Below are 16,396 nucleotides of genomic sequence, written 5' to 3' on the forward strand. Positions count from 1 at the left end.
GGTACAAAAGGGAAACAAAGTGGCGGATTTTTCCATTCGCCGGAGATGTCAAATATGTTACAACCCACGGGCGGCTAATGCGTTATCGCTGATCCAAAGTCCGCATAGCGCGCTCCTCGCAGGCGCCAAGGGAGGAACCAGCCGCAACGTCGACATGCCCGGCCAATGCCGGGTTTCCCCAGCTTCGACGGCATCCGGTATTGCCCGCCTCGCCGCCGCCATCCGGTCGGAGGATCATGATGACCGCATTGGATAGCTTACGTTCCCTGTCCCCCCAGCAGCGAAACACCGTGATCGCAGCCTATCTGGGCTGGACATTGGACGCTTTCGATTTCTTCATTTTGGTTTTCGTTCTCAAGCATATAGCCGAAGAATTTCACACAGACGTTCCGGCGGTTGCCGTGGCGATCTTTCTTACCCTCGCCATGCGGCCGCTCGGCGCGCTGATCTTCGGGCTCGCGGCGGATCGGTTCGGGCGGCGCACGACCCTGATGGTCGACGTGCTGCTTTATTCCGTCTTCGAATTCCTGACCGGCTTTTCGACCGGCTTGACGATGTTTCTCGTCCTGCGTGCGCTTTTCGGCGTCGCCATGGGCGGGGAATGGGGCGTGGGCGCGTCGCTCGTCATGGAGACGATACCTGAGGATTCCCGCGGTCTGGTATCGGGTATCCTACAGGCCGGTTACCCCTCGGGCTATCTGATCGCCTCGATCGTCTTCTTCCTGCTGTTTCCGATCATCGGCTGGCGCGGCATGTTCTTCGTCGGTGCGGTCCCCGCGCTGCTGGTGCTCTATATCAGGCGTAACGTGGAGGAATCTCCAGCCTTCCTGCAGCGGCAGGCCAAGCCGCAACGGCCGTTTCTCACCGTGCTGCGTGAGAATATCCCGCTCTTCCTGTGGGCCGTGCTTCTCATGACCGCGTTCAATTTCTTCAGCCATGGCACCCAGGATCTTTATCCGACCTTCCTCGAAACCCAGCGGCAATATGATTCCTATACGGTCGGCGCCATCGCCATCGTCTACAATATCGGCGCGATTGTCGGCGGCCTGACCTTCGGCTCTTTGTCACAGCGCTGGGGCAGGCGGCGGACGATCGTCATCGCGGCGCTGCTGGCCATACCCGTCGCCCCGCTTTGGGTCTGGGGCCACGGACCTGTGATGCTCGCGATCGGCGCCTTCCTGATGCAGCTGTTCGTGCAGGGCGCCTGGGGCATCGTCCCCGTGCATCTCAACGAATTGTCGCCGGACGAGGTGCGCGGCACCTTCCCCGGATTTGCCTATCAGCTCGGCAATCTGCTGGCTTCGGGCAATGCCTCGATCCAGGCCGGGCTTGCCAAGCAATGGGGCGGCGACTATGCGCTGGCGCTGTTGATCGTCGCCTGCATCGTGGCCGTCGTCGTGGCGTTGTTTGCCGGCTTTGGCTTCGAGAAGAAGGGTGTTCGGTTCGGCGGCAAAGACGCAGGGCAAGCCGATAGTGTCATGCAAACCTGAACCGGTTGTCGTCCTTCCATCTCAAGGGCCGGCGATCCTTACCGGCCCTTCTTCACTTTCCGCAAATTTCCGAGATCTTGGCCTGGGCAAAGCCGCGGGCAAGTTCCTGCAGGCCTCCGACCGAGGATATCAGCTCGCCGATCGGGCCATTGATGCCGAGATGCAGGTCGGTGATGTGGCATGCGCCGACATCGACGGTCATCGAGGCATCGAGTTCCCCCTTGATCGTCGTCTTCAATACGCCATGCGATTTGCAGGCCATCTCTGCATGGGCATTGATCTGGACGCCACCATTCGAACCGTCGCAGACATCGAGCGATTTCACCTCGAACTTGTCTTTGTGATCGACACCCGGGAGCTTCTTGCACGGATCGGCCTCATTCACCGATTTTTCGATCTCGGGGCCGAACTTGCTCTGCAGCAGCGACCAGCACGAACCGGGCGCGGCCTCCGCCGGCATAGCCGCCATCGGAAGCGGAGAGAGCGGCAGCACGATCGCCACCGTCAGCGAAGCCATGCGAAGCGGCGGTAGGAGCGAGACGGGGAGCATGGGATATTTCAGGTTCACGACGATCTATCCTCTCAAGGGAAGAAGCAGCAAATCAGGCGCGGCGCCGCGACAGTCTTCCATCTCTTCCTTTGCCAAGGCAATCCCCGACTTGATGATGACCGTCCGATAGGTATCCGCATGCTTTGCCGCGCTCCACCGGGAGCAGGGCAATGATCGACAGGCCATGAAGGTTTACCGGTCGGCCCGTAAAGCGCTCAAATCGGAATAGTCTGTCCACCGGAGGGAGCGTCCGGCGGCTCCGCGTCTCCGTCGTAACCCAAATGCTTCGCCTTGCGGAACCATTCTGCCGCCTTGGCCGCATTAGCAGCAACGCCATCGCCGTCGCGGTACATCATGGCGAGATTATAGGCCGCGCCGGCATAGCGATGTTCGGCTGCTCGCTCGAACCAGTAGATCGCCTTTGGACCGTTCTTGGTAACGCCTTCGCCATCGCGGAACATGACGCCGAGATTGTATTCGGCCTCGACATCGTTCTGCGCTGCAGCTTTCAGGAACCATGCGATCGCTTCGGCCTGATCCTGCCTGATCCCATCGCCATCGGCATACATGGCCCCGATATTGAACTGCGCACTGGCATCGCCTTGGTCGGCCGCCTTCTTGAACCAGGAGAAGGCGGCAGCGCTGTCCTTGGCGACGCCTTCGCCGTCGCGATACATAATGCCGAGATTGTATTGCGCCTCGACTTTTCCCTGTTCGGCCGCCTTGCGATACCAGATGACGGCCTTGGTCTTGTCCTTGCCCGTGCCATCGCCCTGGTCGTACATGGTGCCGACATTGAATTGCGCATCGGCGTCGCCCTGTTCGGCGGCCTTGCTGTACCAGGCAAACGCCTGCGGCTTGTCCTGGGCTACGCCTTGGCCCGTGTCGTAGACGACGCCGAGATTGTATTGCGCGTTGAGGTATCCTTGTGCCGCAGCCTTCTTGTACCAGGCTATGGCCTGGCTCTTGTCGGCGGTAACGCCTTCGCCCTGATCGTACATGGTGCCGACGTTGAATTGCGCTTCGGCATTGCCCTGATCGGCGGCCTTCTTGTACCAGCTGAGGGCGAGCGTCAGGTTCTTTTCGACGCCATTGCCCTCCTCATACATTCGTCCGAGTTTCAGCTGTGCAGCGGGATTGCCCTTGTTCGCCAGGGGTCGCCAGTAATCCAGGCCGGATTTGATGTCGCCGCGATCGTAGCTGTTTCGTCCGACATCGGCTTGTGCGACTCCCGCGGACGCCAGCGCGAAGAGCAAACCTGCTGCCGCTTTCTTCCAGTTCACAATCTACCCCTCAGTCGAAATCCGTTGAATTAGCATGTCGAGTGCTTCGCAACCGCTAAGGCACGAGCACCATCAGCAAATGGAACAAGAGCCAGCCCGTGCTGACGCCCGAGCCCTTTTTATCGGCGGCCCCTTGTCCCAGCGGTCCGAGATCCTTGATCGGGCCGTCGCCATTGGCTTCCATGTAGCTGAGCCCGTGTTGCGCTTCCGGCAATCCCTTGGCCGCCGCCTTGTTGAACCAGTCGGCAGCGATCTTGGAGTCCTTTGGCACGCCATAGCCGTTATAATACAGATATCCAAGACCGTATTCCGCCCGAGCATCGCCCTTATCGGCGGCTTTGCGAAACAGAGCGGCCGTTTGGCCATAGTCCTTGGGAACACCGGCGCCCTGATAATAAAGGTAGGCGAGCGCATATTCGCCCTGTGAATTGTTCTGGTCGGCCGCCTTGCGGTACCAACTAGCGGCGGTCGATTTGTCAGCCGTTGTCCCCTGACCGTTTTCATACATATAACCGAGCGCGTATTGGGCGTCAGCGTGACCCTGGCTTGCCGCCTTCTGGTACCAGTCAAAGGCTTTGCCATAGTCCCTGCTAACGCCGCGGCCGCCGGCATACATGTAGGCGAGGGCATATTGACCCTGTGCGTCGCCTTGTTCGGCGGCCTTGCGATACCATCTCACCGCGCTGTCATCGTCAGTCTTCACGCCCTGGCCGTTGGCGTAGAGGTAGCCGATGGCATATTGCGCATCCGGGCGGCCCTGATCGGCAGCTTTGCGATACCATTGCAGCGCCTGCCTGTAGTCTCGGGCGACGCCTATCCCGTTCGCAAGACTGTAACCAACGGCGTATTGGGCGTCGGCGCGGCCCTTTATCGCCGCCTTCATATACCAGGAATAGGCTTCGACATCGTTCCGTGTGACACCCTTGCCGTTGGCATAGGCGTAGCCGACTGCATACAGACTCTGCGCAACTCCTTGACTGCCGGCCTTTTTGTACCAGGCGACAGCCTGTTCATGGTCTTCTTCGGCGCCTTGACCGTTGTCGTACATGTAGCCGATCGCATACTGGGCGTCGGGCCGACCTTGGTCAGCTGCCTTGCGATACCAGACGAGTGCGATCGCCTCGTCCTGATGCACCCCGAGACCATTGGCATACATGTAGCCGAGCGCATATTGCGCCTGCGCCTGTCCCTGGGCGGCGGATTTCTGGTACCAGGTGACGGCGTTTTCATTATCGACAGCCATGCCGCGGCCATTGGCATAGGAATAGCCGATGGCATATTGGGCATCGGCATTGCCAGCCTGCGCCGCCCTTAAATACCAGTCGTTTGCCTGCTTCAGATCGGTATCGACGCCGCGGCCGCTGGCATACATGTAGGCGAGTGCATATTGGGCCTGCGCATTGCCTTGCTCAGCCGATTTCCGATACCAATCGACGGCCTGAGCGTCATCCTGTTCCACGCCCTGACCGTTGGCGTAGCGATAGCCGAGACCATATTGAGCGGCCGGATTTCCCTGTTTTGCGAATTCCACCCAGTATTTCAGGTCGATCGTCGTATTGGCGGGTCCTGGGGCTGGGTCCTCGGCATGAGCAAGCCAGGGCAGCGAAAGAGCGAGCGCCAATCCCAATGCATAGCTCTTTGTCCTCAAGGCTTCAGTCTCCCACCTGCGTCCCAGACCGTAATCGATCTGAACAATATGGCGATGTCTTGGTCAAGGATCGCAGGAACCCAAATGGCGGTGGCTATAATGCCCGCTGGCGGATGCGATCGCTATACCGGAAGCACGTCGTAGAGGCGGAAGATCCATGTGATCTGATAGATCAGCCCGACAATCACGAATGCCGCCTGGAAGCGCCGGTTCGCGGTGATCGAGGCGATGATGCAAAGGATGATATAGACGACATTGCGTATTGGATATTCCCAGCCGAGCGACCGGAAATAGGCTTCCCCCTTCAGCAATGTGTCGATGAGGTCTACCGCGTAGGTCACCGCGAGCAGGCCGAAGAACCAATGGCGGCGGGAGATGAAATATTCCTCGAAGCCGCCATAATCCTCGACCGATGGCGGATTGAGCAATACGCATAGGAAATAGAAGAGGCAGCAGAAGCAGATGAGAAAGAGGTAGACGCCGAAATTGATCTGCGCAACCGATTGCAGCCGGTACTCCCACCACCAGAAATGGATGATGAACAGGAACATGGACAATACCCAGCCGATATGGACGGGGTAGATCTTGTTCTTGCCCGGCGCCTGCACGAAACCGGCAAGCCGGGTCAGAAGCTGAGCCAGCGAAAGGCCGATCACCATGCTCATGACCGTTCTGATATAGACGTAGACTTCCGGTGTGTGCGCGGAATCCATCGCGTCAGCTCTCCTCCGGTACGGCCTTCGGCAAGCCGTTTTCATCGAGCGCGACCATGATGAAGGTCGCAGCCGTCACTTTCTCCAGGCTGTTATAACGGGCCCGGTGCGCCCATGCTTCTACGCTCAGGGTGATCGAGGTGCGGCCGACGCGTTCGACATCGGTGAAGACGCTCAGCGTATCGCCGATCTTGACCGGCAGTTCGAAGGCCATCTCCTTGACCGCTGCCGTGACGACGCGGCCGCGCGCCCGCTCGGCAGCGCGGATACCGCTTGCCAAGTCCATCTGCGCCATGACCCAGCCGCCGAAAATATCGCCGGCAGGATTGGCGTCGGCGGGCATGGCAAGCGTGCGCAATGTCAGCTCGCCTCTCGGTTTGACGCTGTCATTCATTCATCTGCTCCTGTTGACGGTCGATTCCGACAATCAGCCTATGCAATCCTGCCTCGATGGAAAAGCCATACCCGCATTTCCATGGAGGACTCCTGTGGGTGTTTTGCTTCAAGCCACTATGCGGTGACGTGGTGCCTGTGTGAAACACCGAGATCACCCTGCGGTAAGCTTTCGTTCACCCTTCCCATTTAGGATTTGTAATCATTGCCGACCGTGGCTGGGGCAGCGGATCAGGATTATGACCATTTTACCCATTCTACGGCGGGTCGCGCTGCCATTGCTATTGTCGTCGGCGCTGGTCGCCTGTACGGCCGACAGCCTCGTGCCGCCGTCCGGCATAGACAGTTCCTCGCGTGTCGGATCCATCAAGCCGCATCGCAGTGTGCCGCAACGCCAATTTGCCTACCAAGGGGTACAAGATCCCGTCGTTTCCGCATCGAGCAGTTACAAGAGTGGCGGTCCCGTTCGTTCCAACGGCACTGGCGAGGCCGTGACCACCACGGATGTCGAAGCCGGCTTAGCACAGCAGTCGGATATCCCCTCTCAGGGCGTCAACATGGATGCCGAACTTGGCGTCGGGCCGAGCGAAGAGGCGCAATCAGCCTCGGTGGTGGGATTGGCGCAGGAAGAGCAGCAGAACATTGCGGAAGGTCAATCCGACCAGCCCGTGGTCGACGGCATCGGCACCGATGCGCCGGTACAGACCAACCGGTCGATTATTCAGCGGCCGGCGGCACAGGCCGAACTCAACCAGTCGCGGATACCGAGGCAGCTGCCGGGAACGCAGGTTGCGATGCTGCCGCGTGTCGAAAATCCGATACCGCGCCTCGATCAGCAGTTTGAAGCGCCGCAATCGACGCCGGGCATGATGCCGCCTTCTGAAATCGCCTGCCGTCGGGAATTGCAGCGCATGGGCGTGGTTTATACCGACAAGCCGGCGATCTCGAACGGCCCGGCATGTCAGGTTCCCTATCCGGTTTCGCTCAGCGGCCTCTCAGGCAATATAGCGGTGCGGCCCGCCGTCACGTTGAATTGCCAAGTGACGCTCGCCTTCGCAAAATGGGTGAAGAACGAACTGGCGCCGGCGGCGCGCACCCGCTATTGGACGGGCATCGGCACGATCGTGCCGCTCGGTGGTTATTCCTGCCGGCGGATGAACAATAGCCGGCAACGCTATAATCCAATGTCGGAACATGCCCATGGCAACGCGATCGATGTTGGTACCTTTGTCCTGAAGAATGGCCACGTGATTGACGTGCGGAAGAAGGGCTTGTTCTCTTTCAGGGAAGGACGGTTGCTCAAGGCGGTGCGCAGCGACAGCTGCCGCTATTTCGATACGGTGCTCGGCCCAGGCAGCAATCCGGAGCACTGGAACCACTTCCATTTCGACCTCAGGGACCGTCAAGGCGGCCGGCGCTATTGCAGCCTTTGATTGGCCTTTTGCCGGGACAGCATCCACCCTTGCCAAACGGGAAAGCTGATTTACCTTTCGGCGGAATCGCGCTCAACTGCGCGGGCTAAATGGCAGGGAGGGGTTCATGGAAGACATACCGAGACGAAAGAGAAGCCTGGGAAGGGCGCTCGTTGCCGCACTGATTGCCATCATTATCGTCATTGGCGGCCGCTGGTATGCTTATGTCGCCTATGCCGATGATCCCTTCGATGAAGTCGGCATCGGTCTCAACTCCATAATGCCTGGACCCATTCGCGACAAGGGTTGCGCGATGCTGAAGGCTCGCTTCGAGCACAAGACGCTGCCGCCGGCGGGCTGCGGCGTAAACGGCAATTGGTAGGCTCTTCCCGATCGTAAGCTGGCAAAAAAGAAAAAAGCCGGCGGAGCCGGCTTGAGCGGAGCATGGCAACGACGGGGGATCCTTGCCAGTTCCAGAAAAGAACTTCATGTTGCAATGATGCTGTACGCAATATGAATGCAAAGCAATAAATCGGCCAATACAGCAGGCGCTGACGGTGTCGCCAAGAGGCGTTGGGCGGAGTTGCGACAAACGTTGCTCACCTAAGGAGCTATATGCCCGACGAAGGTCACGATTTGATGACAGCTTATTTACCCTGGGCGAACGCTGTGTTCCGCTACCGTGGGGTGGTCAAAGGTTAGAACCGGTTATATAGCGGGCAAACGCCGCGAAATTCATCACAAAAGCCGGACTTTGCCTCGCTATGGCTCCGATCATTTCTATAAGTAATCTGACCAAAACCTACTCCAACGGGTTTCAGGCGCTGAAAGGTGTCAGTCTCGATATTGAGCGAGGGGAAATCCTGGCGCTGCTGGGGCCGAACGGTGCCGGCAAAACAACACTGATTTCCATCGTCTGCGGGATTGCCAACCCGAGCGGTGGGTCTGTGACCGTCGGCGGCTATGACGTCGTGCGCGATTTTCGCGCTACGCGCAGCCTGATCGGCCTTGTGCCGCAGGAATTGACGACCGATCAGTTCGAAACCGTCTGGAATACAGTCAGCTTTTCGCGCGGGCTTCACGGAAAGAGGCCGAATCCCGAATATATCGAGAAGATATTGCGCGATCTTTCGCTCTGGGAGAAGAAAGACAACATGCTTCGCCAGCTTTCCGGCGGCATGAAGCGACGCGTGCTGATCGCCAAGGCGCTCTCGCACGAACCGGAGATCCTCTTCCTCGACGAGCCGACGGCCGGTGTCGACGTGACGTTACGCAAGGACATGTGGCATGTGGTCGAGCGCCTGCGCGCTTCCGGCGTCACTATCATTCTGACGACCCACTATATCGAAGAGGCCGAGGAGGCCGCCGATCGCGTCGGCGTCATCAATGGCGGCGAGCTGCTGCTGGTGGAGGAGAAGAGGGCGCTCATGGCCAAGCTCGGCCGCAAGCAGCTGATCCTCGATTTGAACGAGCCGATCGATGCCATACCGGAGCCTCTCAACGGGAACGGGCTTTCGCTAGGCCCAAACGGACTGACGCTGATCTATGATTTCGACGCCCAGCACGAGCAGTCTAGCATTGCGGCTCTGCTGTCGAAACTCGGTGCCGAGGGAATTCATTTCAAGGATCTTTCGACGCGCCAGAGTTCGCTCGAGGATATTTTCGTCTCGCTGGTGGAGGCAGGCAAATGAACTTCGAAGCGATCAAGTCTATCTATTCGTTCGAAATGGCCCGCACGCGCCGCACTCTGCTGCAGAGCGTCGTTTCGCCTGTCATTTCCACGTCGCTCTATTTCATCGTCTTCGGTGCGGCGATCGGTTCGCGCATCAACCTGGTTGAGGGCGTTTCCTATGGAGCGTTCATTACGCCCGGCCTGATCATGCTGACCTTGCTTGGCCAATGCATCAGCAACGGTTCCTTCGGTATCTATTTCCCGAAGTTCACCGGTACTATCTACGAGGTGCTGTCGGCGCCTGTCGCCATGACGGAAATCGTGCTCGGCTATGTCGGTGCGGCTGCCACCAAGGGGATGCTGATCGGCCTGATCATCCTCGCGACCGCGAGTTTCTTCGTCGATATCAGGATCGAGCATCCTTTTATGATGATCTTGTTCTTCGTGCTGACGGCGGTCACTTTCAGCCTGTTCGGTTTCATGATCGGCATCTGGGCCGGGAATTTCGAGCAGCTGAACCTCATCCCGATGCTGGTCGTGCCGCCACTCACCTTCCTTGGCGGCAGCTTCTATTCTATCAACATGCTGCCACCGTTCTGGCAGGCGGTCAGCCATCTCAATCCGGTCCTCTATCTGGTCAGCGGCTTCCGCTGGAGCTTCTACGGCATCGCTGACGTCAATCCGGTGCTGAGCCTTGCCATGATCACGCTTTTCCTAGTCATCTGTCTGATCATCCTGAGATGGATTTTCCGGACGGGATATCGCTTGAGAAATTGATGGCGATGCCGGGCTGGCGGGACTAAGAAGGCCTGCGGCTTTCTCAGCCGCAACAAAATGGTCCAGGAAAGCATTCAATGTCGCAGGCTCATCTCAACCCTTCGCTATCCCAGGCACTCTCCCGGCTCGATCAACTAACCAATTGGGAGCGCAAGCCGCGTGGAGAGATGCGGGTCGGTCTCGAGCCGATGCTCGATCTCATGCAGCGCTTGGGCAACCCGCATCGGAGCTTTCGCGCCATCCACGTCGCCGGCACCAAGGGTAAGGGATCGGTCTCGGCGCTCCTTGAGGCTGGATTGCTGCGGGCTGGCTGGCGGATCGGACGTTATGGATCGCCACATGTCGATCGGGTGAATGAGCGTGTCAGCATTCTCGGCCAGGAGGTCGAGGACGATGCACTGGCAACTGCGATCATGCGGGTTCTGGACAGCTATGAGGACGCGAAGCAGGCGGCAACCGCCGGCGAGGACGCCACCTGGTTCGACGTGATAACGGCGGCCGCTTTCGTCGTCTTCAGGGACGCCGGTTTGAACTGGATCGTGGTCGAGGTCGGGCTGGGCGGCAGGCTGGATTCGACGAATGTGGTCTTCGGCGAAGTCGCGATCGTCACGAATATCGGCCTTGAGCACACGGAGATTCTGGGAAGCACGCGCGCGGCGATCGCGCGGGAGAAAGTCGGCATATTGAAGCCCGGCGCGACGCTTGTGACGACGCTTGCCGCCGACGATGCCGCAGGACAGGTGTTGCAGCAGCGCGCCGATGAGCTGGGCTGCAAGGTGCTTCGGACCAATCTTCCAGACGATGAGACGATTGCCGCAACGAATATCGCCCTGGTCGGACTCGTGTTCGATCATCTGGGGCGACAGGGTGAGAGTGTGCGAGAGGGAGGCGAAAAGGGTCAGCCGATCGGTGCATGGCTGCTCGAAAAAGCGGTCATCGACAAGGCGCGTCTGCCGGGGCGGATGGAGCGTTTCGACGTCTCTCTGTCGCCCGCATTGGCAAAGGGGCGGCAAAGCCTGCCCATCATCATGGATGGTGCACATGTGCCGTTCAATATCGAGGCTGTGTTGCGCGATATCACGCGCTCCTCCTCAGTCAGCGGCGAATGCGTTGCCATCGTCGCACTGGCATCCGACAAGGATGCACCCGGCTTTCTGGACGTGTTATCGCGATACGCGGCTTATGCTGTCTTTACGGAAGCGTCCGGATCGGGGCGTGCCCATCCAGCGATCGAGCTGGAAGCGTTGGGGAAGTCCATGGGTATGAATTGCGAAGCCGAGCCGGACCCGCACAGGGCGCTGGATCGGGTGATGGTGAAAGCCGCCGAGCGCGGCGGCTGGATGCTTGTTACCGGTTCGCTCTATCTCGTCGGCGCGCTGCGTAGCACCGTCCTCAGAAATGCCCAATGACGACGGACATAGCGATCAGGCCCGCGCTCGCCGGTGATGTTGCTGACATCGCCAGGTTGCATCGCGCGATCTGGTGCGATACCTATCGCGATCTCGCGCCTGCCGAAGTCTATCGGGTCCTTGATGAAGATTACCGTCGCGCGATGGGCCGATATTTTGGCCACTCCGCGTCGGGATCAGCGCGTGTTCCTGGCTGAACAAGGTGCGCGACTTGTCGGCATCGGCGCGATTGCAGCTGCGTCCGAGCCAGCATTCGAGGGGCGCGGTGAGATAAAATCGCTCTATATCGATCCCTCCATCAAGCGTCAGGGACTTGGCCGCCGGCTCATGCGGATAATGATGGAAGAGTTTGCTGCCATGGGATATTCGGGCGCCGCGCTCGGCGTTGTCGTCGGCAACGAGCCTGCGATCGCCTTCTATCGCGCCCTTGGGGGGCGATTGATCGGTCGTTACACCGATCCGGGACCTATCTGGCGCTCCGACAATCTCATTTTCGCATGGGACGATCTGTCTCTGCTAAGCTAAACATCCCATGCAAGCGCTGAACGTGATTGCCTTTTCACGCCAGGGCCTTCCTGCGTGGTGCGATGGTCATGGCCATGACACCTGCCACGACACAGACAAGACCGATGGCTGCCGTCGGGGATAGAGGCTCGCCGAGGAAGGTAACGCCGATGCCGACGCCGATCGGGACGCGAAGATAGGCCTGCGCTGTCGTGCCGACCGAGCCCAGGGTCTGGATAAGTCGGAAATAGATGCTGAAGGCAAGCGCGGTGGAGACGACCGACAGGCCGAGCAGTGCCAGGATCGAGGCTGTCGATGGCGCAATCTGCCAGGGATGTTCGACAATCAGGCTCGCCGGGACCAGGAGGGCGGCACCGCAAAGCAACGAGCCGGCTGCCGGCATCATCGGGTCCAGTCCCTTGAAATTGCGGCCGAACAAGGCGGCACAGGCATAGCAGATCGATGCCGCGACAACGGAAAGCTGCGGCAGCAATTGGCGGCCCATGCCATGTAGCGCATCGAGGCCGATGATCAGGCAGATGCCCGCCATGCCGGCAATCACGCCAAATAGCTTGCGTCCCGTCAGCGACTCGGAGCGCAGCAGGAAAGCGGCGATCAGAAAAGCGAAAATCGGCGTCGTGGAATTCAATATGGTCGCCAGACCGGCATCGACGGTTTGTTCCGCCCAGGCGATCAACGTGAAGGGAATGGCGCTGTTGAGGCAGGACTGAATGAGGAAACGCTTCCATGTGGCAGCGTCTCTCGGCAAGCTCAGCCCGCGCCAGCGGATGATGGCGAGAAGGACAAGACCGGCGATCAGGGTTCGCGCGGCAATCAGCGTGATCGGCGGAATGGTTGCCACGCCGACGCGGATGAAGGTGTAGGAGGCGCCCCAGCAGATCGCGAGCGCAAGGAGAAGCAGCAGTTCAGTCGTCAGGTTCGGTCTTGCCGGCGTCATCGTTTTTCACTCTTATAAGGTTTGGACATGCAATCTTTTAGAGTGAAGAGGCCGGCGAATGCTTCGCTCCCAACCGAACTATCACACGCGGTGGTTCGTTAGTCTCGCAGCCGAAGCTCGTCCGTCTGCATCTGCATGGACCCCAGGGTTTCGAGAAAGCTCATGCCGAGCAGGCTCTGATCGAGCCTGCCTGCTTCTGCCACGCTCGCTTGGACATCCCTGCGCTTGATCGGGCCGATTGCCACCGAGCCGAGTTCTACGGGGGCCGCTCTGGCGCGGCCATTGGCGGTCAGTACCGTCTGCGAATAGGTGAGGTTTTCCGGAATGATACCAACGCGCTCGGCGTCTTCCTGCGACAGGGCGATGGTGCTGGCGCCGGTGTCGATCAGCATGTCGATCGGTTGGCCGTTGATCATGACCTTCGCTTCGAAATGCCCGTTCGAACGTTTGTGAAGAATGACCTCCTGACCGCCTTCGCTCGTCGTGACGACGACGGCATGGCCGGGCATCAGGCCGGCAAAGAGGCGGTTGCCGACCTGTTCGGCATCGCGGCGATAGATGTAGGTAGTCGCGAGCGCCATGATGATGACGAACCAGATGAGAAGATTACGGATCGATTGGCTGACCGTATGTCGGCTAGCCCAGACGGCGGCGCTCATCATCAGGGCGATCGGCACGAGATAGACGAAACGCGCGAAGTCGTCATTGCGCATGCCGAAGGTGGAGCCGGTATTATTGTTGAAGACGAGTAGTGCGAGGCCGATGCCGAGAATGGCGAGAACGATGTTCAGGCGGTTCATACGGCGCTGCGCTCCCGTGCCATCCTTTGGCGGCGGGTCTCCCGGCGTGGCTTACGCTCGACCTTGGTCAGGCGCTCCGGAAGCATTTCCATGATCTGACGGCGTTCGTCATCGCTATAGCTCATCCATGCGCCGATTTCAGCAGATGTGCGGCCGCAGCCGAAGCAATAGCCGGTGTTCTGATCGATGGAGCAGACGAGGATGCATGGTGTCAGCATGGGATCATATATCGATGCTTCAAACGCACATGGCAAGAGTACAGAGCGACGCGATCTCGCAAATCTGCTGGGTCGCGCCGATCGTATCGCCCGTATGGCCAGTCAATTTCTGACGGATATATCGCGTGGCCAGAAATGCCGCGACGCTTGTCGCAAGAAGGCAGCCAACCAGCGCCGGAACGCCCATGGCAGGACCGACGAGCAGTACTGCAAGGCCAAGTGTCGCAAGCAGCGCCAGTTGCATGGCGTCGCCATCCGGCTTGCCCGCCGATGCCGCGATCCCATCCGGTTTGGCTGACGGCAGGGCGTACCAATGCCAGACCATCGCACCGCGGCTCAAGGTGGCCGCGGCGAGGATTGCGACCGCGGCCACCTCAGGCGAGAGATGCCGGGCGATGGCGGCAAGTGCTGCCGCCCGCAATCCGAAGGACAGTATCAACGCTGCCGCCCCGTACGTCCCGATACGGCTATCCTTCATGATTTCGAGTGCGCGCTCGCGGTCCTTACCGCCACTTAATCCGTCTGCCGTGTCGCTGAGCGCGTCTTCATGGAGGGCGCCGGTCAGGAGCGTGTGCACGGCAAGCGCCAGCAATGCGGCCATCAACGGATCGGCGTTGAGGGCAAGCAGCACGCTGAAGGTCAGTGCAGAGGGCAGGGCGATCAGCAGGCCGGCGACAGGAAAAGCGCGTGAAACACGCGAGAGCTTGCCGTCATCGCCTTCGAAGAAGGACGACGGCACGGGAATGCGGCTCAAGAAAGCGACGGAGCGCGCGATGTCACGCAGATATTCCCGCATTTCTTCCTCTCCCCGCCATACGCGCGACAGCATCGGGCGCTTTTGGAGTTGTTCACGCCGATTCCCAGGACTAATAGAGTCGCACGCAAAGAACCCGATTTGAGACTAAAAGACAAGGAACGCATTCATGAGCGTCAGCGGCCTCCCATTCGACGATTTCCGCGCATTGCTGCGCGACCTTCCAGGCCCGGATGCCCGGGCGCTCGTGGCCGCGCGCGAACGTGATGCGCAGCTCACCAAGCCGCCGGGCGCGCTTGGAAGACTAGAGGAAATCGCTTTCTGGCTGGCGGCCTGGACCGGTCGTCCGCCGGCCGTGACCCGGCCTCTGGTGGCGATCTTTGCCGGAAATCATGGTGTCACTAAGCAGGGGATCACCCCGTTTCCGCCTTCGGTGACGCAGCAAATGGTGGAAAATTTCGCGGCCGGCGGCGCAGCCATCAACCAGATCTGCGTTGCCTATGACCTCGGCCTCAAGGTCTTCGATCTCGCGCTCGAGTTCCCGACCGGGGATATCACCGAAGAACCGGCATTGAGCGAACGCGACTGCGCGGCCACCATGGCCTTCGGCATGGAAGCGATTGCCGGCGGCACGGATCTGCTCTGCATTGGCGAGATGGGCATCGGCAATACCACGATCGCCGCGGCCATTCATTACGCGCTCTATGGCGGCAAGGCTGAAGACTGGGTCGGTCCCGGTACGGGCTCGGAAGGTGAGATGCTGAAGCGCAAGATCGGCGCCGTCGAGAAGGCGGTCGCGCTTCATCGCGATCATCTCGACGATCCGCTGGAAATCCTGCGCCGCCTTGGCGGCCGCGAGATCGCCGCCATGGCCGGCGCCATCCTCGCCGCACGCATGGAGCGTATCCCTGTTATCATCGACGGCTATGTCGCGACGGCCGCCGCCTCTATTCTCAAGGCTGCCAATCCCTCTGCCCTCGATCATTGCCTGATCGGGCATGTTTCGGCCGAGCCGGGTCATCTCCGTTCGATCGAAAAGCTCGGCAAGACGCCGCTTCTGGCGCTCGGCATGCGGCTTGGCGAAGGTACGGGGGCGGCATTGGCCGCCGGTATCGTCAAGGCTGCGGCAGCCTGCCATTCGGGCATGGCGACGTTCGAAAGCGCCGGGGTTACGAACAAGCACTGAAAAACGGAGCGGCGAAACGTTGAAATAAATGTTTCGCCGCTCAATTTCCTGTAGATGATCGGTTTTCCGTCATAAAACTGCAATGAATTTCGAGGCGGCGAGAGCTGTCGCCTTGCTTCGCCCACGGTGAGGCGGTATTCGCAAGGCATCCAGATTGCAACCGGGACAATACGGGCGGAGCGCGAATGGCGGAGTTTTCAAAATCAGCGGTCAATAAGGAGACCGGGATCCGGCACTTTTTCGCCGCTGCCGGCTATTCCTGGGGCGGATTTCAGCGGCTGTTGCAGGAATCTGCCTTTCGACAGGAGCTGCTTTTTGCCGGAGTGGGACTGATCCTGTTGATCGCTGTCGGCGCGACCATCGGTGAGATTGTCATCGCGATGGTCTTGTTCCTTGCCGTCTTCGCAGTCGAAGCCATGAATACGGCGGTGGAAGAGGTGATCGACCGGATCTCGCCGGAGATATCCAACGTCGGCAAACATGCCAAGGATCTCGGCTCGTTTGCCGTTCTGTGCATGCTGGTCGCGTCCGGCATCTACCTGCTTTACGTCATCGGCAGCCATCTGCTGTTTCGCTAGAGCAATTCCAGGGAAAGTGCGTAGCGGTTTTCCGTCCGGAATTGCGGGACA

Annotated in this window: 19 protein-coding genes; 10 read left to right on the plus strand and 9 right to left on the minus strand. The window is 59.6% G+C overall.

Annotated elements, in window-relative coordinates:
* Positions 1-239 precede the first annotated feature (239 nt).
* A complete protein-coding gene (locus tag FHT73_RS03520) occupies positions 240-1,490 on the plus strand; it encodes an MFS transporter (protein WP_112398370.1) in 1,251 nt (416 codons plus the stop codon).
* Positions 1,491-1,542: 52 nt separating this feature from the next.
* Here FHT73_RS03520 and FHT73_RS03525 read toward each other — a convergent pair whose 3' ends face one another.
* The 5 genes from FHT73_RS03525 to FHT73_RS03545 form a co-directional block, all read right to left on the minus strand.
* Positions 1,543-2,058 (minus strand): hypothetical protein, encoded by a 516-nt coding sequence (locus FHT73_RS03525; protein WP_183709847.1) that lies wholly within the window; start codon positions 2,056-2,058, stop codon positions 1,543-1,545.
* Between the two features lie 197 nt (positions 2,059-2,255).
* Entirely contained in the window at positions 2,256-3,323 is a 1,068-nt protein-coding gene (locus FHT73_RS03530) for a tetratricopeptide repeat protein (RefSeq protein ID WP_183709849.1), read from the minus strand.
* Positions 3,324-3,378: 55 nt separating this feature from the next.
* Positions 3,379-4,971 carry a tetratricopeptide repeat protein gene (locus tag FHT73_RS03535; RefSeq protein WP_183709851.1) on the minus strand — a complete coding sequence of 531 codons (1,593 nt, stop codon included), beginning with the start codon at positions 4,969-4,971 and terminating at the stop codon, positions 3,379-3,381.
* Between the two features lie 122 nt (positions 4,972-5,093).
* Positions 5,094-5,684: a hypothetical protein gene (locus FHT73_RS03540; protein WP_112334648.1), complete on the minus strand. Its 591-nt coding sequence runs from the start codon at positions 5,682-5,684 to the stop codon at positions 5,094-5,096.
* 4 nt (positions 5,685-5,688) lie between these two features.
* A complete protein-coding gene (locus FHT73_RS03545) occupies positions 5,689-6,078 on the minus strand; it encodes an acyl-CoA thioesterase (protein WP_112334649.1) in 390 nt (129 codons plus the stop codon).
* Positions 6,079-6,316: 238 nt separating this feature from the next.
* Here FHT73_RS03545 and FHT73_RS03550 point away from each other — a divergent pair, with 238 nt between their 5' ends.
* From FHT73_RS03550 to FHT73_RS29415, 7 genes are all read left to right on the plus strand, one after another.
* Positions 6,317-7,510, plus strand: a complete 1,194-nt coding sequence (locus FHT73_RS03550; protein WP_183709852.1) for an extensin family protein — start codon at positions 6,317-6,319, stop codon at positions 7,508-7,510.
* A gap of 106 nt (positions 7,511-7,616) precedes the next feature.
* Entirely contained in the window at positions 7,617-7,871 is a 255-nt protein-coding gene (locus tag FHT73_RS03555) for a hypothetical protein (protein ID WP_112334651.1), read from the plus strand.
* Between the two features lie 382 nt (positions 7,872-8,253).
* Positions 8,254-9,180 carry an ABC transporter ATP-binding protein gene (locus tag FHT73_RS03560; protein WP_112334652.1) on the plus strand — a complete coding sequence of 309 codons (927 nt, stop codon included), beginning with the start codon at positions 8,254-8,256 and terminating at the stop codon, positions 9,178-9,180.
* The gene (locus FHT73_RS03565) at positions 9,177-9,938 is read left to right on the plus strand and encodes an ABC transporter permease (RefSeq protein ID WP_183709854.1); all 762 of its coding nucleotides are present in this window, start codon (positions 9,177-9,179) and stop codon (positions 9,936-9,938) included. Before FHT73_RS03560 ends, FHT73_RS03565 begins: the two co-directional genes overlap by 4 nt.
* 77 nt (positions 9,939-10,015) lie before the next feature.
* Positions 10,016-11,347 carry a Mur ligase family protein gene (locus FHT73_RS03570; RefSeq protein WP_183709856.1) on the plus strand — a complete coding sequence of 444 codons (1,332 nt, stop codon included), beginning with the start codon at positions 10,016-10,018 and terminating at the stop codon, positions 11,345-11,347.
* On the plus strand, positions 11,344-11,544 hold the full coding sequence (locus FHT73_RS29410) for a hypothetical protein (protein WP_246712029.1): 201 nt from the start codon (positions 11,344-11,346) through the stop codon (positions 11,542-11,544). The genes FHT73_RS03570 and FHT73_RS29410 overlap by 4 nt, the downstream gene beginning before the upstream one ends.
* Positions 11,531-11,872, plus strand: a complete 342-nt coding sequence (locus FHT73_RS29415; protein WP_348648117.1) for a GNAT family N-acetyltransferase — start codon at positions 11,531-11,533, stop codon at positions 11,870-11,872. The genes FHT73_RS29410 and FHT73_RS29415 overlap by 14 nt, the downstream gene beginning before the upstream one ends.
* Positions 11,873-11,906: 34 nt before the next feature.
* On the opposite strand, the gene FHT73_RS03580 is transcribed toward FHT73_RS29415, so the two are convergent.
* The 4 genes from FHT73_RS03580 to FHT73_RS03595 form a co-directional block, all read right to left on the minus strand.
* A complete protein-coding gene (locus FHT73_RS03580) occupies positions 11,907-12,809 on the minus strand; it encodes an EamA family transporter (protein WP_112334655.1) in 903 nt (300 codons plus the stop codon).
* A 98-nt stretch (positions 12,810-12,907) separates the two neighbouring features.
* Complete coding sequence (locus tag FHT73_RS03585) at positions 12,908-13,609, minus strand: TIGR02281 family clan AA aspartic protease (RefSeq protein ID WP_112606248.1); 702 nt, start codon at positions 13,607-13,609, stop codon at positions 12,908-12,910.
* Positions 13,606-13,827: a DUF1289 domain-containing protein gene (locus FHT73_RS03590; RefSeq protein WP_069613105.1), complete on the minus strand. Its 222-nt coding sequence runs from the start codon at positions 13,825-13,827 to the stop codon at positions 13,606-13,608. Before FHT73_RS03590 ends, FHT73_RS03585 begins: the two co-directional genes overlap by 4 nt.
* A gap of 19 nt (positions 13,828-13,846) precedes the next feature.
* On the minus strand, positions 13,847-14,623 hold the full coding sequence (locus tag FHT73_RS03595) for an adenosylcobinamide-GDP ribazoletransferase (RefSeq protein ID WP_183709858.1): 777 nt from the start codon (positions 14,621-14,623) through the stop codon (positions 13,847-13,849).
* Positions 14,624-14,750: 127 nt separating this feature from the next.
* Between FHT73_RS03595 and cobT the strand changes: the two genes are divergently transcribed.
* Together cobT and FHT73_RS03605 are read left to right on the plus strand one after the other, a co-directional pair.
* The gene (cobT, locus tag FHT73_RS03600) at positions 14,751-15,767 is read left to right on the plus strand and encodes a nicotinate-nucleotide--dimethylbenzimidazole phosphoribosyltransferase (RefSeq protein WP_112606254.1); all 1,017 of its coding nucleotides are present in this window, start codon (positions 14,751-14,753) and stop codon (positions 15,765-15,767) included.
* A 185-nt stretch (positions 15,768-15,952) separates the two neighbouring features.
* On the plus strand, positions 15,953-16,345 hold the full coding sequence (locus FHT73_RS03605; RefSeq protein WP_092716218.1) for a diacylglycerol kinase: 393 nt from the start codon (positions 15,953-15,955) through the stop codon (positions 16,343-16,345).
* Positions 16,346-16,396 lie beyond the last annotated feature (51 nt).

The sequence above is a fragment of the Rhizobium sp. BK098 genome, assembly GCF_014193155.1.
Taxonomy (GTDB): domain Bacteria; phylum Pseudomonadota; class Alphaproteobacteria; order Rhizobiales; family Rhizobiaceae; genus Rhizobium.

Coding starts and splice junctions, on each gene's coding strand:
- FHT73_RS03595 (WP_183709858.1), bottom strand. CDS start 14,623: ATGCGGGAATATCTGCGTGACATCGCGCGCTCCGTCGCTTTCTTGAGC.
- FHT73_RS03565 (WP_183709854.1), top strand. CDS start 9,177: ATGAACTTCGAAGCGATCAAGTCTATCTATTCGTTCGAAATGGCCCGC.
- FHT73_RS03545 (WP_112334649.1), bottom strand. CDS start 6,078: ATGAATGACAGCGTCAAACCGAGAGGCGAGCTGACATTGCGCACGCTT.
- FHT73_RS03560 (WP_112334652.1), top strand. CDS start 8,254: ATGGCTCCGATCATTTCTATAAGTAATCTGACCAAAACCTACTCCAAC.
- FHT73_RS03570 (WP_183709856.1), top strand. CDS start 10,016: ATGTCGCAGGCTCATCTCAACCCTTCGCTATCCCAGGCACTCTCCCGG.
- cobT (WP_112606254.1), top strand. CDS start 14,751: ATGAGCGTCAGCGGCCTCCCATTCGACGATTTCCGCGCATTGCTGCGC.
- FHT73_RS03520 (WP_112398370.1), top strand. CDS start 240: ATGACCGCATTGGATAGCTTACGTTCCCTGTCCCCCCAGCAGCGAAAC.
- FHT73_RS03590 (WP_069613105.1), bottom strand. CDS start 13,827: ATGCTGACACCATGCATCCTCGTCTGCTCCATCGATCAGAACACCGGC.
- FHT73_RS03580 (WP_112334655.1), bottom strand. CDS start 12,809: ATGACGCCGGCAAGACCGAACCTGACGACTGAACTGCTGCTTCTCCTT.
- FHT73_RS03555 (WP_112334651.1), top strand. CDS start 7,617: ATGGAAGACATACCGAGACGAAAGAGAAGCCTGGGAAGGGCGCTCGTT.
- FHT73_RS03605 (WP_092716218.1), top strand. CDS start 15,953: ATGGCGGAGTTTTCAAAATCAGCGGTCAATAAGGAGACCGGGATCCGG.
- FHT73_RS03540 (WP_112334648.1), bottom strand. CDS start 5,684: ATGGATTCCGCGCACACACCGGAAGTCTACGTCTATATCAGAACGGTC.
- FHT73_RS03585 (WP_112606248.1), bottom strand. CDS start 13,609: ATGAACCGCCTGAACATCGTTCTCGCCATTCTCGGCATCGGCCTCGCA.
- FHT73_RS03550 (WP_183709852.1), top strand. CDS start 6,317: ATGACCATTTTACCCATTCTACGGCGGGTCGCGCTGCCATTGCTATTG.
- FHT73_RS29410 (WP_246712029.1), top strand. CDS start 11,344: ATGACGACGGACATAGCGATCAGGCCCGCGCTCGCCGGTGATGTTGCT.